This is a genomic window from Kitasatospora sp. NPDC008115 (assembly GCF_042957205.1).
Classification (GTDB): domain Bacteria; phylum Actinomycetota; class Actinomycetes; order Streptomycetales; family Streptomycetaceae; genus Kitasatospora.
In genome coordinates this window covers 330024-352951 of sequence record NZ_JBIBHU010000002.1, presented here as the reverse complement: position 1 = coordinate 352951, position 22928 = coordinate 330024, and the positions used below count along the sequence as shown (strand labels likewise).

The 22928-nt window shown below is 74.5% G+C and carries 24 protein-coding genes; 11 read left to right on the top strand and 13 right to left on the bottom strand.

Features of this window, described 5'->3' with window-relative positions:
- The first annotated feature begins 142 nt into the window (after positions 1-142).
- Positions 143-790 (top strand): DNA alkylation repair protein, encoded by a 648-nt coding sequence (locus tag ACFZBX_RS03900; protein WP_391531453.1) that lies wholly within the window; start codon positions 143-145, stop codon positions 788-790.
- Positions 791-803: 13 nt separating this feature from the next.
- Here the strand turns inward: ACFZBX_RS03900 and ACFZBX_RS03895 are convergent, their stop codons facing one another.
- The 3 genes from ACFZBX_RS03895 to ACFZBX_RS03885 all read right to left on the bottom strand — a co-directional run bounded on the left by ACFZBX_RS03895 (position 804) and on the right by ACFZBX_RS03885 (position 4794).
- A complete protein-coding gene (locus tag ACFZBX_RS03895) occupies positions 804-2462 on the bottom strand; it encodes an AMP-binding protein (RefSeq protein WP_391531352.1) in 1659 nt (552 codons plus the stop codon).
- Positions 2463-2578: 116 nt separating this feature from the next.
- Complete coding sequence (locus tag ACFZBX_RS03890) at positions 2579-3169, bottom strand: isochorismatase family protein (protein WP_391531351.1); 591 nt, start codon at positions 3167-3169, stop codon at positions 2579-2581.
- Positions 3170-3327: 158 nt separating this feature from the next.
- Positions 3328-4794 carry an MFS transporter gene (locus ACFZBX_RS03885; RefSeq protein WP_391531350.1) on the bottom strand — a complete coding sequence of 489 codons (1467 nt, stop codon included), beginning with the start codon at positions 4792-4794 and terminating at the stop codon, positions 3328-3330.
- Positions 4795-4951: 157 nt separating this feature from the next.
- Between ACFZBX_RS03885 and ACFZBX_RS03880 the strand changes: the two genes are divergently transcribed.
- The 3 genes from ACFZBX_RS03880 (at position 4952) to ACFZBX_RS03870 (ending at position 7291) form a co-directional block, all read left to right on the top strand.
- Entirely contained in the window at positions 4952-5416 is a 465-nt protein-coding gene (locus ACFZBX_RS03880; RefSeq protein WP_391531349.1) for a MarR family winged helix-turn-helix transcriptional regulator, read from the top strand.
- A 107-nt stretch (positions 5417-5523) separates the two neighbouring features.
- Positions 5524-6591 (top strand): TIGR03617 family F420-dependent LLM class oxidoreductase, encoded by a 1068-nt coding sequence (locus ACFZBX_RS03875; RefSeq protein ID WP_391531348.1) that lies wholly within the window; start codon positions 5524-5526, stop codon positions 6589-6591.
- A 70-nt stretch (positions 6592-6661) separates the two neighbouring features.
- On the top strand, positions 6662-7291 hold the full coding sequence (locus tag ACFZBX_RS03870) for a maleylpyruvate isomerase N-terminal domain-containing protein (RefSeq protein ID WP_391531347.1): 630 nt from the start codon (positions 6662-6664) through the stop codon (positions 7289-7291).
- Positions 7292-7392: 101 nt separating this feature from the next.
- Here the strand turns inward: ACFZBX_RS03870 and ACFZBX_RS03865 are convergent, their stop codons facing one another.
- A complete protein-coding gene (locus tag ACFZBX_RS03865; protein WP_391531346.1) occupies positions 7393-8160 on the bottom strand; it encodes a ScbR family autoregulator-binding transcription factor in 768 nt (255 codons plus the stop codon).
- Positions 8161-8340: 180 nt separating this feature from the next.
- Positions 8341-8745 (bottom strand): RidA family protein, encoded by a 405-nt coding sequence (locus tag ACFZBX_RS03860; protein ID WP_391531345.1) that lies wholly within the window; start codon positions 8743-8745, stop codon positions 8341-8343.
- A gap of 193 nt (positions 8746-8938) precedes the next feature.
- Between ACFZBX_RS03860 and ACFZBX_RS03855 the strand changes: the two genes are divergently transcribed.
- A complete protein-coding gene (locus ACFZBX_RS03855) occupies positions 8939-9535 on the top strand; it encodes a C40 family peptidase (protein ID WP_391531344.1) in 597 nt (198 codons plus the stop codon).
- A 22-nt stretch (positions 9536-9557) separates the two neighbouring features.
- Here the strand turns inward: ACFZBX_RS03855 and ACFZBX_RS03850 are convergent, their stop codons facing one another.
- On the bottom strand, positions 9558-10028 hold the full coding sequence (locus tag ACFZBX_RS03850) for a MarR family winged helix-turn-helix transcriptional regulator (protein ID WP_391531343.1): 471 nt from the start codon (positions 10026-10028) through the stop codon (positions 9558-9560).
- Positions 10029-10093: 65 nt separating this feature from the next.
- Between ACFZBX_RS03850 and ACFZBX_RS03845 the strand changes: the two genes are divergently transcribed.
- The gene (locus tag ACFZBX_RS03845; RefSeq protein WP_391531342.1) at positions 10094-10501 is read left to right on the top strand and encodes a VOC family protein; all 408 of its coding nucleotides are present in this window, start codon (positions 10094-10096) and stop codon (positions 10499-10501) included.
- On the opposite strand, the gene thrS is transcribed toward ACFZBX_RS03845, so the two are convergent.
- The 4 genes from thrS to ACFZBX_RS03825 form a co-directional block, all read right to left on the bottom strand.
- Positions 10495-11781: a threonine--tRNA ligase gene (gene thrS, locus ACFZBX_RS03840; RefSeq protein ID WP_391531341.1), complete on the bottom strand. Its 1287-nt coding sequence runs from the start codon at positions 11779-11781 to the stop codon at positions 10495-10497. The two genes, ACFZBX_RS03845 and thrS, sit on opposite strands and share 7 nt — an antisense overlap.
- A 216-nt stretch (positions 11782-11997) precedes the next feature.
- A complete protein-coding gene (locus ACFZBX_RS03835) occupies positions 11998-12729 on the bottom strand; it encodes a leucine-rich repeat domain-containing protein (protein ID WP_391531340.1) in 732 nt (243 codons plus the stop codon).
- Between the two features lie 94 nt (positions 12730-12823).
- Positions 12824-14236: a dihydrolipoyl dehydrogenase gene (gene lpdA, locus ACFZBX_RS03830; protein WP_391531339.1), complete on the bottom strand. Its 1413-nt coding sequence runs from the start codon at positions 14234-14236 to the stop codon at positions 12824-12826.
- A 160-nt stretch (positions 14237-14396) separates the two neighbouring features.
- Complete coding sequence (locus ACFZBX_RS03825; protein ID WP_391531452.1) at positions 14397-15887, bottom strand: M28 family metallopeptidase; 1491 nt, start codon at positions 15885-15887, stop codon at positions 14397-14399.
- Between the two features lie 229 nt (positions 15888-16116).
- Between ACFZBX_RS03825 and ACFZBX_RS03820 the strand changes: the two genes are divergently transcribed.
- The 3 genes from ACFZBX_RS03820 to ACFZBX_RS03810 all read left to right on the top strand — a co-directional run bounded on the left by ACFZBX_RS03820 (position 16117) and on the right by ACFZBX_RS03810 (position 18358).
- Positions 16117-16296 carry an antitoxin gene (locus ACFZBX_RS03820; protein ID WP_391531338.1) on the top strand — a complete coding sequence of 60 codons (180 nt, stop codon included), beginning with the start codon at positions 16117-16119 and terminating at the stop codon, positions 16294-16296.
- 249 nt (positions 16297-16545) lie between these two features.
- Positions 16546-17031 carry a cation:proton antiporter regulatory subunit gene (locus ACFZBX_RS03815; RefSeq protein ID WP_391531337.1) on the top strand — a complete coding sequence of 162 codons (486 nt, stop codon included), beginning with the start codon at positions 16546-16548 and terminating at the stop codon, positions 17029-17031.
- 7 nt (positions 17032-17038) lie between these two features.
- Positions 17039-18358: a cation:proton antiporter gene (locus ACFZBX_RS03810; protein ID WP_391531336.1), complete on the top strand. Its 1320-nt coding sequence runs from the start codon at positions 17039-17041 to the stop codon at positions 18356-18358.
- Between the two features lie 55 nt (positions 18359-18413).
- On the opposite strand, the gene ACFZBX_RS03805 is transcribed toward ACFZBX_RS03810, so the two are convergent.
- Positions 18414-18674, bottom strand: a complete 261-nt coding sequence (locus ACFZBX_RS03805; RefSeq protein WP_391531335.1) for a hypothetical protein — start codon at positions 18672-18674, stop codon at positions 18414-18416.
- A gap of 75 nt (positions 18675-18749) precedes the next feature.
- On the opposite strand from ACFZBX_RS03805, the gene ACFZBX_RS03800 reads away from it, so the two are divergent.
- Positions 18750-19376, top strand: coding sequence for a TetR/AcrR family transcriptional regulator (locus ACFZBX_RS03800; protein ID WP_391531334.1), 627 nt, complete (start codon positions 18750-18752; stop codon positions 19374-19376).
- Complete coding sequence (locus ACFZBX_RS03795; RefSeq protein WP_391531333.1) at positions 19373-20749, top strand: MFS transporter; 1377 nt, start codon at positions 19373-19375, stop codon at positions 20747-20749. Before ACFZBX_RS03800 ends, ACFZBX_RS03795 begins: the two co-directional genes overlap by 4 nt.
- A gap of 49 nt (positions 20750-20798) precedes the next feature.
- Here ACFZBX_RS03795 and ACFZBX_RS03790 read toward each other — a convergent pair whose 3' ends face one another.
- Positions 20799-21161, bottom strand: a complete 363-nt coding sequence (locus ACFZBX_RS03790) for a hypothetical protein (protein ID WP_391531332.1) — start codon at positions 21159-21161, stop codon at positions 20799-20801.
- A 201-nt stretch (positions 21162-21362) separates the two neighbouring features.
- A complete protein-coding gene (locus ACFZBX_RS03785) occupies positions 21363-22763 on the bottom strand; it encodes an MATE family efflux transporter (RefSeq protein WP_391531331.1) in 1401 nt (466 codons plus the stop codon).
- Positions 22764-22928 lie beyond the last annotated feature (165 nt).

Sequence of the window (22928 nt, the reverse complement as noted above, 5' to 3'; positions counted from 1 at the left end):
CCTTCGATCCTAGTCTCACCCGATGCCCCCGTACAGTCACCATGAGTGACTGTCACGGCTGCGCCGTAGGGTGAACCGGAGAGGCGACGGACAGGAGGCCGAGGTGCCCGAGGTGACGGTGACCGAGCAGGTGGCCGAGGTGATGGCCGAGCTGGCCACGCTTGAGGACCCGAAGATCCGCCGGGTGAACGAGCGGCACGGCGACGACCACGGCGTGAACCTGACCAGGCTGCGCGCCGTGGCCAAGCGCCTGGGCACGCGCCAGGAGCTGGCCCGGGGGCTCTGGGCGACCGGCGACGGCGCGGCGCGCCTGCTGGCGCTGCTGGTGTGCCGGCCCAAGGACTTCGGGCGCGAGGAACTGGACGCCATGCTGCGCGCGGCCCGCACCCCCAAGGTGCAGGACTGGCTGATCGGCTACGTGGTGCGGAAGAGCCCGCACGCCGAGGAGCTGCGCCGGGCCTGGTCGGCCGATCCGGACCCGCTGGTCGCGAGCGCCGGCTGGGCGCTGACCGCCGACCGGGTGGCGGCGAAGCCCGAGGGCCTCGACCTGGCCGCGCTGCTGGACGTCATCGAGGCACGGATGCGCGACGCCCCGGACCGGCTGCAGTGGGCGATGAACACCTGCCTGGCCCGGATCGGCATCGACCACGCCGAGTACCGGGCGCGTGCCCTGGACATCGGCGAGCGCCTGGAGGTCCTCAAGGACTACCCGACCTCCCCGGGCTGCACCTCGCCGTACGCGCCCGTCTGGATCACCGAGATGGTCCGCCGGCAGCACGCCGGGGCGTGAGCCCCGGCCCCGGTCAGGCGTGGTCGACGCCCGCCGCCCCGTCCAGGCCCAGCAGTTCGACGGCCCGCTCCCGCATCTCCACCTTGCGGATCTTCCCGGTGACGGTCATCGGGAACTCGTCCACCCGGTGCACGTAGCGCGGCACCTTGTAGTGCGCGATCCGGCCCGCGCAGTACTCGCGCAGCGCCTCGGCGGTCAGCTCGGGCGCGCCGGGCCGCAGGCGGACCCAGGCCATCAGCTCCTCGCCGTACTTGGCGTCGGGCACGCCGATGACCTGGACGTCCAGGACGTCGGGGTGGGTGAACAGGAACTCCTCGATCTCGCGCGGGTAGATGTTCTCGCCGCCCCGGATCACCATGTCCTTCAGCCGGCCGGTGATGTTGAGGTAGCCCTCCTCGTCCATCACCGCGAGGTCGCCGGTGTGCATCCAGCCGTCGGCGTCGACCGCCTCGGCGGTGCGGTCGGGCTGGTCCCAGTAGCCGAGCATCACCGAGTAGCCCCGGGTGCGGAGTTCGCCGGGCGTGCCGCGCGGGACGGTCTCGCCGGTCTCCGGGTCGGCCACCTTGACCTCCAGGTGCGGGCCGACCCGGCCGACGGTGGACACCCGCCGCTCCAGCGGGTCCTCGGCGCGGGTCTGGGTGGAGACCGGGGAGGTCTCGGTCATGCCGTAGCAGATGGAGACGTCGCGCATGCCCATCCGGTCGACGACCTGCTTCATCACCTCGATCGGGCACGGCGAGCCGGCCATGATCCCGGTGCGCAGGCCGGACAGGTCGTACTCGGCGAAGCCCGGGTCGTTGAGTTCGGCGATGAACATGGTCGGCACGCCGTAGAGCGAGGTGCAGCGCTCGGCGGACACCGCGCGCAGGGTGGCGGCCGGCTCGAAGGCCGGGGCCGGGATCACCACGCAGGCGCCGTGCGAGAGCGCCGCCAAGCACCCCATGACCATCCCGAAGCAGTGGTAGAACGGGACGGGCACACAGATCCGGTCCGCCTCCGTGTAGCCGCACAACTCTCCGACGAAGTAGCCGTTGTTGAGGATGTTGTGGTGCGAGAGCGTGGCCCCCTTGGGGAAGCCGGTGGTGCCCGAGGTGTACTGGATGTTGATCGGATCGTAGAAGTTCAGTCCCGCGCCGATGGCGGCCAGCCGCTCCCGGTCGCCGCGCTCCCCCGCCGCCAACAGCCCGTCCCAGCCGGGCGAGCCGATCAGCAGCACGTCCCGCAGCCCGGGACAGCGCGGCCCGGCCTCGGCGAGCATGGCCGCGTAGTCCGAGGTCTTGAAGGCCGGGACCGCCACCACCGTGCGGATCCCCGACTGCCGCAGCACGTACTCGACCTCGTGGGTGCGGTAGCCGGGGTTGACGGTCACCAGGATCGCGCCGATCCGCGCGGTGGCGTACTGGGTGAAGACCCACTCCGGGCAGTTCGGCGCCCAGATGCCGACCCGGTCGCCGGCGCCGACCCCGAGGCCGAGCAGTCCGAGCGCGACCCGGTCCACCTCCGCGGCCAGTTCCCGGTACGTCCACCGCCGCCCGCTCGGCACGTCCACCAGCGCCTCCCGGTCCGGGAAGGCGGCGACGGCGCGGTCGAGCGCGACACCGATGGTGTGGTCCAGCAACGGCACGGAGGTGCTGCCGGCGCTGATGCTGGGAGACGGGAAGGGCGAGGTCATGGTGAGGGCTCCTGGACTCGTCCGGCGCAGGTCGCCCGAGTCTACGCAGCGGGTCCCGCCCCGTCACCCACTCGCGCACCGCCGTTCCCGGACCGCGCTCGGGGAGACGTCCCAGGTCAGGCCAGGACGACGGGCGTTCCGGTGAGGCCGACCCCGGCGCCGCGCAGGTCGTCCAGCGCCGTGGCGGTGGTGTCGGCGGCGACCCCGGCGGTGTAGTCGAGCAGGACGCGCACGGCGAAGCCCTCCTTCGCGCCGTCGAGCGCGGTGGCCCTGACGCAGTGGTCGGTCGCGATGCCGACGACGTCGACGCCCTCGACGTCGCGGGCGCGCAGCCAGTCGGCCAGCGGGGTGCCGTCCGCGGTGAAGCCCTCGAAGCCGCTCTTGGAGGCGGAGCGGGCGCCCTTGAAGAAGACCTCGTCGACCGCTCCGGCGGCCACGGCGGGGGCGAAGTCCGGGTGGAACTCCCCGCCCTCGGTGCCGGCCACGCAGTGCACCGGGAAGGAGTCCCGGTAGTCCGGGTGGTCGGAGAAGTGCGGGCCCGGGTCGATGTGGTGGTCCCGGGTGGCGATGACGTAGTCGTACTCGCCGTCGGTCTCGCGCAGCAGGCCGGCGATGGCGGCGGCCCGCCCGGCGCCGCCCTTGACCGGGACGCTGCCGCCCTCGCAGAAGTCCTTCTGCACGTCGACGACGATCAGGGCACGGCCCATGGCGACTTCCCTTCCCTGGGAGGCGGTTGGTCCCCGTATGGTCGCGGCCCCGGGTGCGGGCGCGCTGCGCACGCGCCGGGTGCTCACCCGATCGGGTGGCGGGACGCGGACGCGGCGGAGCCTGTCCGCCGCACCCGCGCCCGCCGGTACGCGCGCCGTCAGGCGGAGGCGGCGTCACCCACGACGGCGCGCTCCGGCTCCCCGGCGGCAGCCTTCGGGCTGCCCGGCGCGGGCGGCACCGGGATGGTGGCGGCCACCGCCGCGGCGACCAGAGCCACCCCGCAGCCGATCAGCAGGCCGACCCGGAAGCCGGTCTCCGAGGGCAGTACGTGGCCGCCCACGGAGGTGGTCAGCTGGGCGAGCACCACGCCGACCACGGCCGCCGACACCGTGGTGCCCAGCGAGCGCATCAGGGTGTTGAAGCTGTTCGCCGAGGCCGTCTCGGACAGCGGCACGGCGCTCATGATCAGCGCCGGCATCGCGCCGTACGCCAGGCCGACGCCCGCGTTGCAGACCAGGGTGACGACCAGCACGCCCCAGGTGGAGCCGATCAGCACCATCGACAGCCCGTACCCGGCGGCGATCGCCAGGGAGCCGACGACCAGGGTGAACTTCGGGCCGCGCGCCGCCGAGAGCCGGGCACCGAAGGGCGAGACGACCATCATCATCAGACCGGAGGGCGCCATCCACAGGCCCATGGCCAGCATCGACTGGCCCAGTCCGTAGCCGGTGGCCTCCGGCAGCTGGAGCAGCTGCGGGATGATCAGCGCCTGCGCGTACATCCCGAAGCCGACCAGCACGGACGCCAGGTTGGTCAGCAGCACCCGCGGACGGGCGGTCACCCGCAGGTCGACCAGCGGCTCGGCGCTCCGCAGCTCCCAGGCGCCCCAGGCCAGCAGCAGGACCACGGCGGCGGCGAACAGTCCGAGGGTGGTCCCGTCCGTCCAGCCCCAGTCGCCGCCCTTGGAGACCGGCAGCATCAGGCAGACCAGTCCGGCGCCCAGGCCGACCGCGCCGACGGCGTCGAAGCGGCCGCCGGCCGGCCGGGCGGCGGGGGCGGGCACCAGGGAGCGGATCATCACGGCGATCACCACGGTGAGGACGGCCGCGCCCCAGAACAGCACGCGCCAGCTGGCGTACTGGGCGACCGCCGCCGAGATGGGCAGGCCGAGGCCGCCGCCGATTCCCATCGAGGCACTGACCAGGGCGATCGCGGAGCCGAGCCGCTCGGGCGGCAGCACCTCGCGCAGCAGGCTGATGCCGAGCGGGACGACGCCCATGCCCATGCCCTGCAGTCCGCGTCCGACGATCATCGGCAGGACGGAGGAGGTCAGCGCGCAGATCACCGAGCCGACCAGGAGCGGGACGCAGCAGGCCAGCAGCATCCGCCGCTTGCCGAGCAGGTCGCCGAGCCGGCCGCTGATCGGCACGAACACCGCGCCCGACAGCAGGGTCGCGGTGATCACCCAGGAGGCGTTGGACGCGGAGGTGTCCAGGATCTTCGGCAGCTCACCGATCAGCGGGGTGACCAGGGTCTGCATGATCGCCGCCAGCGTGCCGGTGAGGGCGAGCGTGGCGACGATGCCCCTGGTCCGGTCGGGGGCGGCGGTATGTGGGGCGGCCATCAGCGGGGGCTCCTCGGGTCCGTGCGGCGGTCAACAGATATGCATCCTACACATGATATGCATGATGCATATCGACTCCGATGGGCGCACGCCTGCCATACTGTGCGCGAACACCGCAGGTCAGGGCGCCGGAGCCAGGGACGGGAAGGGCGACGTCATGAGCGGACCCAGCGAGCCCACGGAGGACGTGGCGTTCGAGTACATGGTGCTCAGCCGGCACCACTACCTGAGCCCGCACGGCGCCCGGCCGCACGAGAACGCGCTCGAACGCAGCGCGTACATCCTGCTCAGCCGGATCCGGGTGGAGGGCCCGATGTCGATCGGCGAGCTCAGCGACGCCTTCGGGCTCGACGCCTCCACCCTCAACCGGCAGACCGCCGCGATGAGCCGGGCCGGGCTGGTCGAGCGGATCCCCGACCCCGAGGGCGGGCTGGCCCGCAAGTTCCGCATCACCGAGGAGGGCGACCGGCGGCTCGACGAGGACCGGGCGGCGCGCACCCACGCCCTCGGCCTGGTGATGGAGGACTGGCCCACCGAGGACATCGAGGCCTTCGCCGCGTTCCTGCGGCGCTTCAACACCGGCATCGAGCGGCTCGACGGACGGCCCTGGCCCCGCCCCTGACCCCGCCCCCCGCCCTCGACCTCGACGTCGACCTCGCGTCGACCCGCCTGGCACCGTCCAGCGCCGTCGCCCCCGCCGGACCCGACCGCCCACCAGGAGCCCGACCGATGGACCGCCCGCAGGCCCCCGCCCTCCTCCTCGACGCGCTCGCCCCCGCGCACCCCGCCGCCGTCCTGGACGCCGCCGAGCGGGCCGAGCGGCGGGGCGCGGACCGGCTGGTGGTTTCCGAGACCGCCTACGACCCCTTCCTCCAGCTGGCCCGGGCCGCCGACCGCACCAGCTCCATCGAGCTGGCCACCGGGGTCGCGGTGGCCCTGGCCCGGACCCCGATGACCCTCGCCTACCAGGCCTGGGGCCTGCACGCGGCCTCCGGCGGACGGGCCGTCATCGGGCTCGGCTCCCAGGTCAAGCCGCACATCGAGAAGCGCTTCGGGATGCCCTGGGACCGGCCCGCCGCGCGGATGCGCGAGTACGTGCACGCCGTGCGGGCGATCTGGCACAGCTGGCAGACCGGCGAGCGGCTGCGCTTCCGCGGCGACTTCTACACCCACACGGTGATGACGCCGGTCTTCTCCCCCGACCCGGTCCCGGCCGGGGTGCCGCGGATCCTGCTGGCGGGCGTCGGACCGCTGATGGTGCGCACCGCCGGCGCGGTGGCGGACGGCTTCCTCAGCCACCCCTTCACCTCGGTCGACTACCTCACCCGGCAGGTGCTGCCGGCGCTCGCCGAGGAGCGCGGGCGGGCCGAGGCCGAGGGCGCGGCCTGGACCGGACGGCCCTTCGAGGTGGTCGGCAGCGTGCTCACCGCGACCGGGCGCACCGAGGAGGAACTGCGCGCCAACCTGGCGGCCGTCCGTGAGCGGCTCGCCTTCTACGCCTCCACTCCCGCCTACCGCCCGGTGCTGGCCCTGCACGGCTGGGAGGAACTGCACGAGGAGCTGCACCGGCTGTCACTGCGCGGCCGCTGGCCCGAGATGGCCGCCCTGATCGACGACCGGGTCCTCGACACCTTCGCCGTCACGGGCACGGTCGAGGAGGCCGCCCGGGAGATCCACCGCCGGTACTCGGGACTGGCCACCCGGGTCTCGGTCAGCCTGCCGGAGGACGCCGCGCCGGACCTCGGCCTGGACGTGCTGGACGCCCTGCGGGCGCTGGACCGGCCCGGGCCTCGCTGAGCACCCCGCCCGGCGGGCCGTGCCCTACGGTGGACGGTGATCCGTACACCGTCGAGGGAGGAGCCGGGTGATGGGACAGCAGCGGGACGGCGCGCAGCGGTTGTTGGCGGAGCTGTGGGCGGGGTGGGCGGAGCGCGGCGCGGCCTTCGACGCCGGGCAGTGGGGCCGGGCCACCCGGCTGCCCGGCTGGACGGTGCGCGACCTGTACGCGCACGTGGCGGCCGCACCGGAGCTGTTCGCCCAGGTGCCCGGGGCGGTGGTGGACCGCCCGGCGGCGGTGGACCGGGGGTCCGCCGTGCTGCGCACGTACAACCGGCCCGGTGGCCTGGCGCACACCGCGGCCGGGGCGGTCGCCGACGGTGCCCGGGAGACGGCGGCGGCGCTCGGCCCGCAGGCCCTGGTGGCCCGGTTCGCCGAGGACGGGACGCGAGTGCTGGCCCGGCTCGCGGAGTTCCCGCCGGACACCGTGGTCGGCCATCCGCTCCTGGACACCGTGACGCTCGGCGCGCTCATCGAGGTGGCGGTGGTGGAGGCGACCGTCCACCTGCTCGACCTGACGGCGGCGGTCGGCGGTCCGCCGCCCCCGGCGGCGGCGCTGGAGGCCACCCGCGCCCTGCTCGCGGAGGTGGCCGACCCGGTGGAGTTCATCGAGGCGGCCACCGGGCGGAGCGGCAACGCCGTTCTGCCGGTCATCCGCTGACGGCCCGTCGGCCGTCCACCCCGCCGCACCCGGCGGTGCCGACTACGCTCCGCAGCCGTGGCGCGGCGGGCGATCCTGCCGGGGAAACCGGACGCGCCGTATCATTCGGCTTCCGCGCCGGTCCCACCGGATTCGTCGGCGCCGCTGTCGGAGTGGTCGTCGGCGCCCCGGTCGGAGCCGCCGTCGGAGCCGCCGTCGAAATCGTCACCGGCCGGGCGCTCGGCCCGGCCGCGCGCGGCCACCATCTCCGCGTAGACCCGCGCGCCCCGGTCCGGCGCCAGGTCGAGGCAGGCGAGCACCCCGGCGACGGCGATGCTCGGCATCAGGTGCCGGTAGAGGATCGAGACCCGCTCCGCGAGGTCGGCCCGGTTGGTGAACCGCTGCGACTGGAGTTGCACGCCCACCCAGGACGCGGTCATCAGCCCGGCCGTGTGGGCCGGCACCACGTGCGGCAGCAACTCGCCCCGCTCGCCCGCGGTGATCAGCAGCCGCTCCAGCCTCGCGATCCAGCCCGGCGCGGCGTCGACGCCCAGCCGGCGGTCCGCGGCGTGGTCCACCGAGAGCCGCACGCCGGCGCTGACCAGCGGGTCGATCGGCACCAGATGGGTGACCACCATCCCGGTGTCCACGAACTCCTGGAGCTTGCACGGGCGCTCGGGCACGGCCTCGGCCTCGAACTGCCCCTCGATGACGCCCAGCGCCAGATCGGCCTTGGACGCGAAGTGGAAGTAGACGGCGCCGCGGGTCACACCGGCCCGGGCGACGACCTCGCCGATGGTCGCCCGCTCGTAGCCGAACTCGTCGAAAACCGAGGCCGCGGCCTCCAGAATCAGCCGCCGCGTCCGCAGCGCCCGCTCCTGTCGCGCCACCACGACCACCCCCGCACACACAAGCGAAACAAAACCAAACAGCCCGTATCTTACCCGTGGTCGGGCGGAGCGGTCGGCGGGCCCAGCGGCGCTACCCGCCGCAGCCCGCGGACACGCGGCGTCAGAGAATACCGACCGGACGGCCACCGTGCCGGACCGGCTCCCCCGTCTCCCACCGGATCAGCCCAGCACGGCGACCGCCTCCACCTCGACGAGTTGATCGTGGTAGCCGAGCACGGAGACCCCGAGCAGGGTGCTCGGCACGTCGTGCTCGCCGAGGTACTCGCGGTAGACGTCCCAGACGGCCACCAGGTCCGCCTGCCGGGAGGAGGCGACGTACACCGTGGTGCGCACCAGGTCGGTGAGCGCGGCGCCCTCGTCCTCCAGGACCGTCACCAGGTTGCGCATCACCTGGTGGGCCTGGCCGGCGTAGTCGCCCACCGCCACCGTACGCCCCTCGGTGTCCAGCGGGCAGGCGCCGGCCAGCCAGAGCGAGCGCACCGGCGCGTCGACGGAGGCCGCGTAGGCGTAGTCGACGGCCTGGGTGAGGCGGTGATTGCGGATCAGCCTGACGGAACTGCTCATGGGTCCCTCCCGGATGGTCGTTCGGTCGCGCCGGGCCCCATCGTTGGGACCGCCCGCGCCACCGTCAATCGATTTCCGGCCGGCGCCCTTGGCGGACCGGGCCCACGCCCGGCGAATTCACCGGTGCGGGTGATGGCGGGCAGCCCGCTCCGGCCGGGATCCTGGTGGTTCGCCGACGACCGAGGGGGTCCCCATGCCGTTCCCGCACCTCACCAGGACCTGGGGCCGCCGCCGGGTGCTGGGCCTCGCCCTGGGGGCCGGTCTCGCCCCCGCGCTGGGCGCCGGGCCCGCCGCCGCCGGGCCCCGCCGCGAGGGCCCGGACCACGCGCTCGGCCACCGGGTCGCCGCCGTGGCCGCCTCGCAGATCGGCGTGCCCTACGCCTGGGGCGGCGGGGACCGGCTGGGCGCGAGCCTCGGCTTCTGCGACGAGGAGAACGGCTACCTCGACGGCGAGTGCCTGGGTGAGATCACGGTCGGCTACGACTGCAGCGGGCTGTCGCTGTACTGCTGGTACCGGGCGAGCGCGGGCGCCGTCGAACTGGCGCACTACACCGTCGCCCAGTTCCACCGCTCCGCCCCGGTGGAGACCGCCGCGCTGCTCCCCGGGGACCTGCTGTTCTTCTCCCGCCCCGACTCCCCGCTGCACCACGTCGGCATCTGGGCCGGCGACGGCGCGATGATCCACGCCGAGCGCACCGGCACGCTGGTGGCCCGGCTGGAGGGCGTGCTCGGCATCCCCCGCTGGTCCCGCGAGTTCGCCGGCGCCCGCCGTCCGCTGCCGCTCGGCTGACCCCGGAGACCGGAGCGGCGCGTCAGGGTGCTCCCGGCAGGTGCGCGTGGACGCGGCCGAGCAGCTCGTGCAGGACCTGGCGCTCCGCCGCGCTCAGCGGCGCCAGCACCTCCTCCTGCACGGCGTGCGCCTCGGCGCGCAGTTCGGTGAGCAGGGCGCGGCCCGCATCGGTGACGGTGACCGAGACGCGGCGCCGGTCGGCGGTGTCGCGGGCCCGCACGACGTAGCCGGCGGCGGCCAGCTGGTCGGTGACCTTGGCCATGTCGCTGGGGTCCACCCGCAGCCGGCGGACCAGGTCGCGCTGGGCGTGCGGACCGAAGTCGGCGAGCGCGGCGAGCACCGCCATGTCCCACAGCCGCAGTCCCCGGCGGGCGAGCCGCTCGGCCAGCCGGGCGCGGGCCGCCTTGCCGGTGCGGGAGAGCAGGTAGGTGCTGAGCTCCAGCAGCGTCGGCGGGGTCACGGCGGCGGGAGCGGCTGATTCCTCGGAAGCCATGGGACGAGTCTAAGGTCACACCCTATAGTGGGTGTCCACCCATGATTTTCCGAGGAGGCCCCGCCATGGACGCCCCGTACCACCGCCTGCTCGTCGCCGACTTCCCCGCCTGCTTCGGCTTCTACGCCGCCGCGCTGCCGCCGCTGACCGGAGCCGCCCTGGTCAGGGGCGCCCCCGAAGGCCCGTACGCCGCCTGGGACCTGGCCGGGCGGACCGTGCTCGCGCTGTTCGACCGCGGGCGGCTGGCCACCGCCGTCGGCACGGCCGCGCTGCCCGCCGCACCGGCCGCCGCCCAGGACGGCGCGATGCTGGTCCTCCGGGTCGACGACGTCGAACGGGCCCTCGCCCACTGCCTGGAGCACGGCGGCGCACCCGTCACCGGGCCCGCCGACCGCCCGGAGTGGGGTCCCGGCCTGCGCACCGCCCACCTGCGCGACCCGGAGGGCCGGCTGATCGAGCTGCAGTCCTACTGAGGAGGCCGGCCGCCGCCGGGCGCCGCCGGCTCGTCCCACAGTTCCGGGGCGCACGCGCCGACCAGCGCGCCGATCCTGGCCAGCGCCTCGGCCACCGGCAGCGGACCGGGCCGGCGGCCGTCGCGCAGGCGCAGCGCCAGCAGGTCGTCCGCCGCCTCCCGGGGGCCGATCACCGCCTGGTACGGGACCAGCCGCGCCGCCCGGATCCGGGCGCCGAGGCCGCCCCGCCCGGGTCCGGCGACCTCCGCCCGCAGCCCGAGGTCCAGGCAGCGCCCGCGCACCCGCTCGGCCCGCTCGCGCTCCCCCTCGGTGAGCGGCAGCAGCATCAGCTGGGTCGGCGCCAGCCAGGCCGGGAAGGCCCCGCGGTACAGCTCGATCAGGTGGGCGACCACCCGTTCGACGCTGCCGATGACGCTGCGGTGGACCATCACCGGGCGGTGCTTGGCGCCGTCCGGCCCGGTGTACCGCAGACCGAAGCGCTCCGGCTGGTGGAAGTCGATCTGCACGGTGGAGAGGGTGGACTCGCGTCCGGCGGCGTCGGCGATCTGGACGTCGATCTTGGGCCCGTAGAAGGCCGCCTCCCCCTCCGCCGCCTCGAACGGCACCCCGGAGCGCCGGAGCACCTCGGTGAGCAGCGCGGTGGCCCGCTCCCAGAGCGCCGGGTCGGCCACGTACTTGCCGCCCGCGCCGGGCAGCGAGAGCCGGTGGCGGACCGGCCGGATGCCGAGCGCCCGGTGCGCCTCGCCGATCAGCTCCAGGGCGGCGACCGCCTCGTCGGCGGCCTGCTCGGGGGTGCAGAAGACGTGCGCGTCGTTCAGCTGGATGGCCCGCACCCGGGTCAGCCCGCCGAGCACGCCGGACGGCTCGGAGCGGTACATGCCGCCGAGTTCGGCGATCCGCAGCGGCAGTTCGCGGTGGCTGCGGGCGCGCGAGCGGTAGACCAGGGCGTGGTGCGGGCAGAGGCTGGGGCGCAGCACGACCTGCTCGGCGCCCAGGTCCATCGGCGGGAACATGTCGTCGCGGTAGTGCTGCCAGTGGCCGGAGATCTCGTAGAGCTCGCGTTTGCCGAGGACGGGCGAGTAGACGTGGCGGTAGCCTGCGCGCCGCTCGCGGCCGCGGACGAACTCCTCCAGGGTGTGCCGGATCGCGGCGCCGTCGGGCAGCCAGTACGGGAGGCCGGATCCGATCAGCGGGTCGGTGTCGAAGAGTTCAAGTTCCCGGCCGAGCCGGCGGTGGTCGGGGGCCGGTGCGGGCGCGGCCGCGACGGGGTCGCTGTTCATGGCGGTGTCTCCACTCGGTCGGGCGGGCGAGTGGACCGGTACGGCGAAGCCCCGGGGCACTCGCCCCGGGGCTTCGGACCAGCTCAGCGGTCAGCGCGCCGGGACTCTCTCCGGCGTCGTCGTGAGGACGGCTGCGGCGCGCTTCATACGGGGGACGGTAGCAGCCGAACGCCACGGTGGGCGAGGGGTTTTCGGCTGCGGGCGCCCGGGGCGGCGTCAGTGCAGGACGTGGCAGCCGCGTGCCGCGAGCGCCGACAGCAGGGCGGGTGCCGGGTCGACCGCGTTCCACCGCAGGTCGAGCTTCTCCAGGGCGGGCAGCGCGGCCGGGTCCCCCAGCCAGTCCGGCAGGGCGGTGATCCGGTTGCCGCGCAGGTCGAGCCGGCGCAGCAGCGGCAGCCCGGCCAGCGCCGCCGGCACCTCGGGGAGCGCGTTCTCGCGCAGTTCCAGTTCGCGCAGCTCGGTGAGGCCGGTGAAGGAGCCGGGCAGGGTGGTCAGCGCGTTGCCGCGCAGCCAGAGTTCGCGCAGGGCGCGCAGGCCGCCGAGGGATTCGGGCAGCGCGGTCAGCCGGTCGTGCTGGGCGCGCAGTTCCACCAGGCCGGCCATCGCGCCGAGGGCGTCGGGGAGTTCGGCGATCGGGTTCTCGCCGATGTTGAGGTAGCGCAGCGCGGTGAGCCGGCCGAGGGCGGCCGGGAGCGCGGTGAGGGCGTTGTCGTGCAGGTAGAGGAAGTCGGTGAGGCCGGTGAGGGCGCCGAGTTCCGGCGGCAGCTCGGTGATCCGGTTGTGCCCGAGGTCGAGGGTGCGCAGCCGGTGCAGCCGGGCGACGGCGGGCGGGACTTCGGTGATGCCGGTCTCGGCGAGGATGAGCACCGTCAGCCCGGTGCGGTCCCAGACCTCGCCGGGCACCGTGCCGAGCTGCCGGCGCCAGAGGTTGAGGGTGGTGTCGGTCATCCGGTCATCCTGCCGCACCCGTCCCGCCCCCGCCCCGGCTCGCGTACGGCCGGAACGGGACGGGTGGGAGCGGGACCGGTGGGAACGGGTGCGGTCACATGTTGATCATGTGGCCGGCCAGTCCGTGGATCGCCTCCTTGACGGCCTCGCCCAGGGTCGGGTGGGCGTGCACGTTGCGGGCGACCTCGTGCACGGTGAGGTCCCACTGCTGGGCCAGCGTCAGCTCCGGCAGCAGCTCGGTGACCTCGGGGCCGATCAGGTGGGCGCCGAGCAGCTCGCCGTGGGTGTTGTCGCAGATGACCTTGACGAAGCCGGTCGGGTGGCCGAGGCCGTGCGCCTTGCCGTTGGCGGTGAACGGGAACTTGGCGACCTTGACGTCGTGGCCCAGGTCGCGGGCCTGCGCCTCGGTGTAGCCGAAGCTCGCGATCTGCGGCTGGCAGTAGGTGGCGCGCGGGATCATCGCGAAGTCCACCTCCATGGTCTCCGCGTCGCCGATGGTCTCGGCGGCGATCACGGCCATCGCCTCGGCGGCGTGCGCGAGCATCAGCTTGGCGGTGACGTCGCCGATGGCGAAGATGTGCGGGACGTTGGTCCGGCCGCGGCCGTCGATCGCGATCGCGCCGCGCTCGGTCAGCTTGACCCCGGTGTTCTCCAGCCCGTAGCCGTGCACGCGCGGGGCGAAGCCGATCGCCTGGAGCACCTTGTCGGCCTCCAGCACCTGCTGCTGCCCGTCCTTGGCGGTGACGGTGACCTTGACCTTGGCGGCCGGGTCCTTGTCGTCGATCGAGTCGACCCGGGTCGAGGTCAGCACCTGGATGCCGAGCTTGCGGTACTGCTTGGCCAGCTCGGCGGAGACCTCAGCGTCCTCCAGCGGCACCATCCGGTCGAGGAACTCGACGATGGTGACCTGCACGCCGTAGTTGTGCAGCACGTAGGCGAACTCGACGCCGATCGCCCCGGCGCCGGCGATGATGATGCTGCCGGGCAGGTCCTCGGTGAGGATCTGCTCCTCGTAGGTGACCACGCGCTCGCTCAGGCTGGTGCCGGGCAGCAGCCGGGTGGTGGCGCCGGCCGCGATGATGCAGTGGTCGAAGGTGACGACCTCGAAGCCGCCGCCGTTCAGTGCCACCTGGAGGGTGCGGTCGTCCACGAAGGTGCCGCGGCCGTCGTACTCGGTGATGCCGTTCTTCTTCATCAGGTAGTGGACGCCCTTGACGCGGCCGTCGGCGACGGTGCGGCTGCGCTTGAACGCCTCGCTGTAGTCGAAGGTGACCTGGCCCTCGACCTTGATGCCGAAGGTCTTGGCCTCCTTGGTGAAGATGTGCGCGAGTTCCGCGTTGCGCAGCAGGGCCTTGGAGGGGATGCAGCCGACGTTCAGGCAGACCCCGCCCCAGTACTTCGACTCGATGACGGCGACCTTGAGACCGAGCTGGGCGGAGCGGACGGCCGCGGTGTAGCCGCCGGGGCCGGCGCCGAGGACGACGACGTCGTAGTGCGTGCTGCTCATGGTGCTGACTCCTCCGAGGGTGTCACGGTGTCGTGATCTCGGTGCCATGGTGTCAGGCCACCGCCCGGCGCACCCATCGGACCCCCGCCGCCGCACGCCCGACCGGGTTGCCGGTCCGGCCCCCACCCGCCGTACGGGGCGGGGGCCGGAGCGGGCGCGGTCAGCCCTCGGCGCCGTGCGCGTGGCCCGCGTGCAGGCTGCCGCCCTCGGTGCGCTGCGGTGCGACGGGGGCGCTCAGCGAGGAGAGGTCCCAGGCGTAGGTGCCCACCGAGTCCGCGATGACGTCGATGTTGACGTCGAACGCGGTCATGTCCACGTTGCGGATGTCGTCGCAGGCCTTGTGGTAGCAGGGGTCGAAGGCGAGGCCGGCGGTCCCGCCGTAGGTGGCGGCCTGGGCGGCCGTCTTGATCACCTCGGCGCCGGTGTCGGTGCCGCCGGCCGGGATTCCCGCGTCGATGAACGGGCCGTAGTCGGAGCGGCCGGTGAAGTCGGTGCCCTCGTGCGGCAGGCCGCGGCGGTCCAGGTAGTCGGTGATGTGCCGTTCCAGCTGCGCGGAGCCCTCCGGGCCGGGTCCGGAGCCGATGTGGTCGGAGTCGTCGCCGTCGTAGACGAACTGCGCGGAGTTGGGCGAGGCGATCATGTCGAAGTTCAGGTAGAGCTTGATCTTCTTCCGCTCGGCCTCGGAGAGCGACTTCACGTAGGCCGCCGAGCCGCGCAGGCCGAACTCCTCGGCCGACCACCAGGCGAACCGGACCTTGTTCTTCACCGGCCGGTTGCCGAGGTTCCTGGCGACCTCCAGGATGCCGGCCGAGCCGGAGCCGTTGTCGTTGATGCCGGGGCCGTCCAGCACCGAGTCGAGGTGCGAGCCGATCACCACGGTGTTGGCGGGGTCGCCGCCGCGGGTCTCGGCGATGACGTTCCAGGTCGTCCGCTTCTCCATGTGGGTGCGGATGTCCAGGGTGACGGTGACCGGGCCGGCCGCCGCCTTGCCGGCCAGCGCCTGTCCGGCGGCCTGGGAGATGCCGCCGGTCGGGATCCGCCCGAGGTCGGGCTCACCGAGGGTGCCGTTGAGGTCCCCCTCGACGTTGTTGTAGATCACCGCGCCGAGGGCGCCCGCGTCCGCCGCCGCGGCCTGCTTGACCGCGAAGCTGCAGCCGCCGCGCCGGATCAGCGCGATCCGGCCGGTGACCGCGCCGGAGGCGTAGTCGGCGGCCTCGCAGCCGGTGGTGGCGTCCACCGGGACGACCGCGAGCGCGGCGGTCAGGCCGTTCTCCGGGCCGCCGACCGAGTAGGTCATCGCCTTGATCGCGATGTCCTCGGCCTGCGGGGAGACCACCGAGAGCCGTTCGGCCAGCTCCTGGAAGAACGTGTACTCGAACTCCTGCTTGGACACCTTGAGCCCGGCCCGGCGGGCCTGCTCGTAGACGTAGCGGGCCGACTGGTCGTGGCCGGCCGAGCCGGCCACCCGGTTGCCGCCGTTGCGGCGGGCGATCCGCTGGAGCGCCTCCAGGGTGTCGTGGGCGCCGTCCGCGGTGCTCGCCTGGGCCAAACGGGTGGCGAGCTTCGCCCCCTTGCGGGCCGGGTCCGGGTCGGCGGCGGCACTGCCGGTGCCGACCAGCAGCAGCGGGGTCACCAGCGCCGCCACCGCCAGCGCGGCGCCCGCGGTCCGGCGGGTGGGGGCGGTGCGGGCGCGGCGGGTGGCGGCCGGGCGACCGGTCCGAGCGTTCAAGGCTTGTCCTTCCGACGGTCCGTGGGACTCCCGATTTGACATGTTCCTCGCCGCCTTGCCAACCCCGGCGCACAAGCTGACCGGATGCGGACACCCCGGTGTGCGGCGATGCTGGGAGAGGTGGGGCCGTCTCATCCGGGAGAGTGACCACATGTCCATGTTCGACAAGCTCAAGAGCATGCTCAAGGGCCATGAGGGCCAGGCCGAGAAGGGCGTCGACAAGGCCGGCGACATGGTCGACGAACGCACGCAGGGCAAGTACAGCGGCCAGGTCGACACCGGCCAGGAGAAGCTCAAGGACCAGCTGCGCGACGACCGTCCGCCGCAGTAGCCCCGCTCCGACACCCGTCCCCTCGCCCAGGGCCGTCCCGCGGTCTCCGGCCCGCCGCCCCGGTTCGTGTGCGCGCTTCCCAGCACGCACACGGACCGGGGCTCTATTTTCAGACTTTACATACTCATTACTATTAGTCCGGTTGCGCGTTCGTGTGTCACACGCGGTCAGGCGCCGGCGTCCCCTGCTCCGGCGCGCCCGCGCCACGCGCAGCCTCCTGGGAGCCCCCCTGACGAGAGGACAGCCGCCGTGTCGATCGCCCGTGTCCGGACCACTCCGCTTCCCGGTGTCGGCGTCCAGTACGACCTCAGCACCCGAGAACAACGGCACCTGTCCGTGATCGCCCACCGGGACGGCTCACGCAGTCTCAACGTCTACCGCTCGGACGACCCGGACGCCTGCGCCCAGGCCTTCCGGCTGACCGCCGAGGAGTCCGCCGCCCTGGTCGACGCCCTGACCCCGGCTCACCACAACCCGGCCATGCTGCACACCACCGACCTCGGCCTGGTCGCCGAGCGGCTCCCGGTCGACGGCGCCTCGCACTGGAACGGGCGGCTGCTCGGCGAGACCCGGATGCGCACCGAGACCGGCGCCTCGATCGTGGCCGTGCTGCGGCGCACCGGCGCCGTCCCCTCCCCCGCGCCGGACTTCCGGCTGGCGGGCGGCGACACGCTGATCGTGATCGGCACCCGCGAGGGTGTGGACGCGGCGGCGGCGATCCTGGAGCGGGGGTGATCGGGGGGTGCACACCGCGACCGTCTTCATCGAGCTCGGCTCGGTCATCCTCGTCCTCGGACTGCTCGGCCGGATCGCCGGCCGCTACGGCTTCTCGCCGATCCCGCTCTACCTGCTCGGCGGGCTCGCCTTCGGCACCGGCGGACTGCTGCCGCTGAGCGCCAGCGAGGAGTTCGTGGCGACCGGCGCCGAGATCGGCGTCGTCCTGCTGCTGCTGATGCTGGGTCTGGAGTACACCGCCGCCGACCTGGTCACCAACCTCAAGGCCCAGTACCCGGCCGGCGCGGTCGACTTCCTGCTCAACGCGACACCCGGCGCGGTCGCCGCGCTGCTGCTCGGCTGGGGCCCGGTGGCCGCCGTGGTGCTGGCCGGCGTCACCTGGATCTCCTCCTCGGGCGTCATCGCCAAGGTGCTCGGCGACCTCGGCCGGCTCGGTAACCGGGAGACCCCGGTGATCCTCAGCATCCTGGTGCTGGAGGACCTCGCGATGGCCGTCTACCTGCCGATCCTGACGGCCCTGCTGGCCGGCGCCGGCCTGCTCGCGGGCTCGGTCACGCTGGCCATCGCGCTGGCCACCGCGGGCGCGGTGCTCTTCATCGCGCTCCGCTACGGCCGGCTGATCTCGCGGTTCGTCTCCCACGACGACCCGGAGAAGCTGCTGCTGGTGGTGCTCGGGCTGACGCTGCTGGTCGCGGGCATCGCCCAGCAGCTCCAGGTGTCGGCGGCGGTCGGCGCGTTCCTGGTGGGCATTGCGCTCTCCGGCGAGGCCGCCGAGGGCGCGCACACCCTGCTCAGCCCGCTGCGGGACCTCTTCGCGGCGGTGTTCTTCGTCTTCTTCGGCCTCAGCACCGATCCGACCAGCATCCCGCCGGTGCTGCTCCCGGCCCTGCTGCTGGCCGTGGTCACCGCGCTCACCAAGATCGCGACCGGCTACTGGGCGGCCCGCCGCGCCGGGATCGCCACCCGCGGCCGCTGGCGGGCCGGCGGGGCGCTGGTCTCGCGCGGCGAGTTCTCCATCGTCATCGCCGGGCTCGCCGTCACCGCCGGGATCGAGCCGGGCCTCGGACCGCTGGCCACGGCGTACGTCCTGATCCTGGTGGTCACCGGCCCGCTGGCCGCCCGCTACACCCAGCCCGCGGTGGAGCGCCTGGGCACCGTGCTGGCGCGGCGCCGCCGCCCCTGGACGCCCGAGGCGCGCATCCCCGCGCAGGGCACGGGCACGGGCACGGGCACGGAGGCGGACGGCGTAGTGGTGGACGGCGCGGAGCCGGTGGAGGAACCGCTGGACAAGGGGTCCGGTCAGCCGCTCGACGGCCTGTCGCGCTGACCCGCTCCTGAGCGGCGCACCCTCGCGCCGGCTCGACAACCTGCCCCGGGGCGGGTCACCTCAGGTGGTCCGCCCAGGGGCTCTTTCCATTCCCGGGGCCCTCGCCGTCCGGTTGGGGCAGTTGCTCCGGCTGTTCCTCCAGCTGTTTCTCCGGCTGTTCCTCCAACTGCTTCTCCGGCTCCGGCTCGTCCGCCCCGGCCGTTCGGGCGCCGCCGCCGCAGTGCTCGCAGGGGCCGGGGCCGGACCGCTCGCGCAGCCGCCCGCACTCGTCGCACACCCGGTCCAGCCAGCAGGCCGGTTCGCCGCCCTCGTCCATGCGGGCGATTGTGCCCGCCGAGCGGCCCCGGACGCGAGTAGACAGTGTCTACTCGATCTTGATAGACACTCCCCCATGACCGAACAGGACAACCCCACCGGCCTGCGCGCCCGCCTGGTCGCGGCCGGAGTGGAGCTGCTCGCCCTGGAGGGCGTGCACGCGCTCACCCTGCGCGAGATCGCCCGCCAGGCCGGGGTCTCGCACGGCGCCCCGCGCCGCCACTTCGCCACCCATGCCGAACTGCTCGCGGCCATCGCCCGGCACGGCTTCGGCGAGCTGGACGCCGCGCTGGGGCTCGACGGACGCGACACGGGCGGGACCTGCGCCGACCGGGAGCCCGCCGAGGCCCGCGCCCGGCTCGAACGGCTGGCCCGCGGCTACCTCGCCTTCGCGGCCGACCGGCCGGGCATGTTCGAGCTGATGTTCCGCCACGACGTCCTGGAGGGCAGCGGAGCCGAGCTGCGCAGCACCTCGCTCCCGCTGTTCGACGCCCTGGCCCGCCTGGTCGCGGTGGTCCGCCCGCCCGCCGACGAGGGCGCCGCACCCTCCCCGGCCACGGTCGCGGCGGCGCTCTGGGCCAACCTGCACGGCCTCGCCCAGCTCCGCGCCTGGGGCAGCCTCGGTCTCGCCACCGGGACCGACACCCTCGACCCCGTCCTGCGCGCCACCCTCGACGCCCACCTCGGCCCGGTCCCCCGGTGACCCCGGCGGGCACCCGGCGCCTCACCCTGACCGGAAGCGTCCTCGGCGCCGCGATCGTCGCCCTCGACGGGACCGTGCTCACCATCGCCCAGCCGAGCCTCCAGCACGACCTGCACGCCTCGCTCGCCGCCGTGCAGTGGACCAGCACCGCCTACCTGGTCACGGTGGCCGCCCTGCTGGTCTTCGCCGGACGGCTCGGCGACCGCTACGGCCACCGCCGGGTCTTCGCGATCGGCGTGCTCGGCTTCGGCGCCGCCTCGGCCGGGATCGGCCTCGCCCCCGGCATCGGCTGGGTGATCGGCCTGCGCGTCCTCCAGGGCGCCGCCGGCGCGCTGCTCCAGCCGGCCACCCTCGGGCTGCTGCGCGCCGCGTACCCGGCGGACCTGCTCGGGCGGGCGATCGCGCTGCGCACCAGTGCGATCGGGCTCTCGGCCGCCGCCGGCCCGGTGGTCGGCGGCGCGCTGACCACGCAGTGGGGCTGGCGGTCGGTCTTCCTGCTGACCGTCGTACCGGCCGCGGTGGCCGGGGTGGCCGCACTGCTGGTCCGGCTGCCCGAGCCTGCCGCCGCCCACCGCGCCGGCGGCGGCACCACAGGCCTGGACGTGCCGGGTGCCGCGCTGCTCGGCGGCGCGCTGGCCTGCTTGGTGTTCACCCTGGTCGGCCTTCCGGAGCACGGCGCGACGGCGGGCGGTTGGCTCCGGCTCGCCGTCACGGCCGTGCTCTGCGCCGCGCTCGGCGCCGCCTTCGTGCGGCATGAGCGGCGGGCCCGCCACCCGTTGCTCCCGCCCGCCGTTCTGAAGGCCCCTGCGGTGGCCCCCGCGCTGGGCGTCCTGCTCGCCGCCTCGGCGGCGCTCTTCGGCACGCTCTTCCTCGCCACCTACTTCCTCCAGGACGTGCTCGCCCTCGACCCGCTCGCCGGCGCGCTCCGGTCGTTGCCGCTCGCGGTGGCGATGGTGGTCGCCGCGCCCGCCTCGGTGGTCCTGGCCCGCCGTCACGGCCCGCGGCGCACGGTCGTCGCGGGGATGTCCTCGATCACGCTGGGCGCCCTCGCGGTCGCCTCCCTCCGGCCGGGCGCCCCGGCGCTCGCGATCGGCGCGGCCTTCCTGCTGCTGGGCGCCGGCTTCGGGGCGGTGATGGCCACGGCGACGGCCGCGCTCGTCCGCGCCGTCCCGGTGGGCGCAGCGGGTGTGGCGGGCGGACTGCAGCAGACGGCGATGAACATCGGGCCCGCGCTGGGCGTGGCCGTCGCCACCACGCTGACCGCCGGCCACCCCCTGGTCGACCGCCTCCCGCCCGCCCTCGCCGCCCTGGCCGCGACCGCCGCCGCCGGCGCGCTGCTCGCCACCCGCCTCCCGGCGGCGCGCACGGCGTGACCCGCCGCCCGACCGGGCCGGGCCCGTCCGGCGGCGGGTCACCTCCCGGCTACGGCGCCGGGGTGGGGCTCACGGGCGCGACGGCGCCGGCGTTCACCGGAGTCCAGCCGGCATCCGTGCCGAAGGCAGCCCAGTTGGGGTCCATGCCGTCGGCGGGCCACTGCGCGTCGGCGCCCACGGCGAACCAACCGGCGTCCGCGCCGTCCGCGGTCGGCCACTGCGCCTCCGTACCGACGGCGGGCCAGGTGCCGTCGGCACCGACGGCGGGCCACTGCGCGTCGGCGCCGACGGCCGGCGAAGTGACGGCGGAGTCGGCGGCCGGCACGGTGGAGTCGGCGGCGTTGGCGGCACCGGCACCGGTCAGGAACAGTGCCGTGGCGGCCGCACCGGCCACGCAGAGCAGTCGTCTCATGAGAACCTCCTCGATGGGGTTGGGGCTCCGCCAACAGTTCCCACACGATCCATCCGGGTAACCGGCCATTCGCATGACCACATCACACCGCCCGCCGCCCGGCTCACCGAGGTCCGTGACCACGGTGGCCGCGGAGAAGCGCCCGTCCCACACCGTGCGAACGGCCGTCGGCGGCGCAACCGGCGACCCCGGCGGGCGGCCTCAGGTCCTCTCCTCCGGATCGTGCCGGGCGTTCGCCGCCGGAGCGCGCACGCCCGGCCTGGAGGCCGGCGGCGGGGGGCCGGTCGACGACGCCCGCTGATCCGACGTGCCCCGGAGGACTGGCCCGAGGCGGGGAAGCAGCAGGCGGAGCAGGGCGAGCTGGGCGACGGCGCCGATGGTCATACCGGCCCAGAGGCCGTGGACGCCGAGCGGGGCCGACAGGGCGGCGCCGGAGGCGAGTTGGGCGGCGAGGCCGAGCAGCACTGCGAGCACCAGCGGCCGGCCGGCGCCGGCCGCCTGGTGGACGCCGCCGAGGGCCACCACCAGCGCGTAGGGCAGCAGGTGGAGGCCGGCCATCCGCAGGAAGCCGACCGCCTGACCGGCCACCGCCGCGTCGTCGGTGAACAGCCCCGCGACCGGGACGGCGGCCGCAGCGCAGAGGACGGCGGAGCAGGCCCCGAGCGTGGCGGCCAGCCTGGCGGTGTCGCGGCCCAGGGTGCGCACTGCTGCGGTGGCGCCGGCCCCCGCCAGCCGGGCGGCCTCGATGGCGGCGGCCTGCCGGACGGCGTAGAAGGCCATGGTGACGATCAGCAGGACGCGGTAGCCGACCCCGTACCCCGCCACGGCGGACACTCCGAAGGAGGAGACCAGTGCGAGCTGCGCCGCGCCGACGCCCATCCGCGCGGTGAAGTCCAGGCCGAACGACGCACCGGCGGCGGTGATCGCACGGGCCTCGGCCGACAGCCCGCCCTCCGGTGCCGGCAGCCTGCGGCGGCGCCGGAGCAGCACGGTGACCGAGAAGGCGACGGCCCGGGAGGCGGTCAGCGCGAGCGCGGCGCCGGTCACGCCGAGCGCGGGGAACGGACCGGGACCCAGGATCAGCAGCGGGTCCAGGACGAGCAGCAGGGCGTTGGCGAGCAGCGCCGTCCGCATCGGCGTCCGGGTGTCGGCGGCGCCCTTGAACAGCTCGTCCGCGACGCGCTGTCCGAAGAACAGCGCGAAGGCCGGGAAGGCGACGGCGAGCCAGTCGGCGGCGAGCGCGGCGGCCTCGCCGTCCAGGAAGGCGTCGGCGATCCGCTCCCGGAGCAGGAAGCCGGGGACGGAGAGGGCGATGCTGCCCAGCGCGCAGAGCCGCCAGGCGGCGCGGGCGACCCGTCCGGCGGCGGCCCGGTCACCGGCGCCGTGGGCCCGGGCGAGTCGCACGGTCGTCCCCGAGGCGACCACCAGGACCAGGCCGAGCAGCAGGTTCTCCACGGTGCCGGCCAGGGTGACGGCGGCGACGGCGGGCCCGCCGAGCCCGGCCACCCAGTAGGTGCCGATCACCGAGGCGACCACGCCCGACAGCAGTTCGGCGTAGACCGGCCCCGCCAGTGCGACGAGCCGCGGCAGGTGCCCCCGCATGCTTCCTCCCCGTTGTCCCCGCTGTCCCCGCGGTTCCCGCTCGCCCCGCCTCGAATAGAGATACATCGAATCGATGCACATCGACAAGAGGTAGCATGACATCGCACGAGGGCGCGCGGCCCCGGGGGCGCGCACGCCGGTTCGGACGGGACGCCATGACGACGG

Bases quoted from the DNA above. Each gene is read 5' to 3' on its own strand.
- ACFZBX_RS03800 (WP_391531334.1), top strand. From the start codon at position 18,750: ATGACCGAACAGGACAACCCCACCGGCCTGCGCGCCCGCCTGGTCGCG.
- ACFZBX_RS03895 (WP_391531352.1), bottom strand. From the start codon at position 2,462: ATGACCTCGCCCTTCCCGTCTCCCAGCATCAGCGCCGGCAGCACCTCC.
- ACFZBX_RS03845 (WP_391531342.1), top strand. From the start codon at position 10,094: ATGGACGCCCCGTACCACCGCCTGCTCGTCGCCGACTTCCCCGCCTGC.
- ACFZBX_RS03835 (WP_391531340.1), bottom strand. From the start codon at position 12,729: ATGACCGACACCACCCTCAACCTCTGGCGCCGGCAGCTCGGCACGGTG.
- ACFZBX_RS03875 (WP_391531348.1), top strand. From the start codon at position 5,524: ATGGACCGCCCGCAGGCCCCCGCCCTCCTCCTCGACGCGCTCGCCCCC.
- ACFZBX_RS03860 (WP_391531345.1), bottom strand. From the start codon at position 8,745: ATGAGCAGTTCCGTCAGGCTGATCCGCAATCACCGCCTCACCCAGGCC.
- ACFZBX_RS03900 (WP_391531453.1), top strand. From the start codon at position 143: ATGGCCGAGCTGGCCACGCTTGAGGACCCGAAGATCCGCCGGGTGAAC.
- lpdA (WP_391531339.1), bottom strand. From the start codon at position 14,236: ATGAGCAGCACGCACTACGACGTCGTCGTCCTCGGCGCCGGCCCCGGC.
- ACFZBX_RS03880 (WP_391531349.1), top strand. From the start codon at position 4,952: ATGAGCGGACCCAGCGAGCCCACGGAGGACGTGGCGTTCGAGTACATG.
- thrS (WP_391531341.1), bottom strand. From the start codon at position 11,781: ATGAACAGCGACCCCGTCGCGGCCGCGCCCGCACCGGCCCCCGACCAC.
- ACFZBX_RS03790 (WP_391531332.1), bottom strand. From the start codon at position 21,161: ATGAGACGACTGCTCTGCGTGGCCGGTGCGGCCGCCACGGCACTGTTC.
- ACFZBX_RS03870 (WP_391531347.1), top strand. From the start codon at position 6,662: ATGGGACAGCAGCGGGACGGCGCGCAGCGGTTGTTGGCGGAGCTGTGG.
- ACFZBX_RS03855 (WP_391531344.1), top strand. From the start codon at position 8,939: ATGCCGTTCCCGCACCTCACCAGGACCTGGGGCCGCCGCCGGGTGCTG.
- ACFZBX_RS03820 (WP_391531338.1), top strand. From the start codon at position 16,117: ATGTCCATGTTCGACAAGCTCAAGAGCATGCTCAAGGGCCATGAGGGC.
- ACFZBX_RS03850 (WP_391531343.1), bottom strand. From the start codon at position 10,028: ATGGCTTCCGAGGAATCAGCCGCTCCCGCCGCCGTGACCCCGCCGACG.
- ACFZBX_RS03890 (WP_391531351.1), bottom strand. From the start codon at position 3,169: ATGGGCCGTGCCCTGATCGTCGTCGACGTGCAGAAGGACTTCTGCGAG.
- ACFZBX_RS03885 (WP_391531350.1), bottom strand. From the start codon at position 4,794: ATGGCCGCCCCACATACCGCCGCCCCCGACCGGACCAGGGGCATCGTC.
- ACFZBX_RS03805 (WP_391531335.1), bottom strand. From the start codon at position 18,674: ATGGACGAGGGCGGCGAACCGGCCTGCTGGCTGGACCGGGTGTGCGAC.
- ACFZBX_RS03785 (WP_391531331.1), bottom strand. From the start codon at position 22,763: ATGCGGGGGCACCTGCCGCGGCTCGTCGCACTGGCGGGGCCGGTCTAC.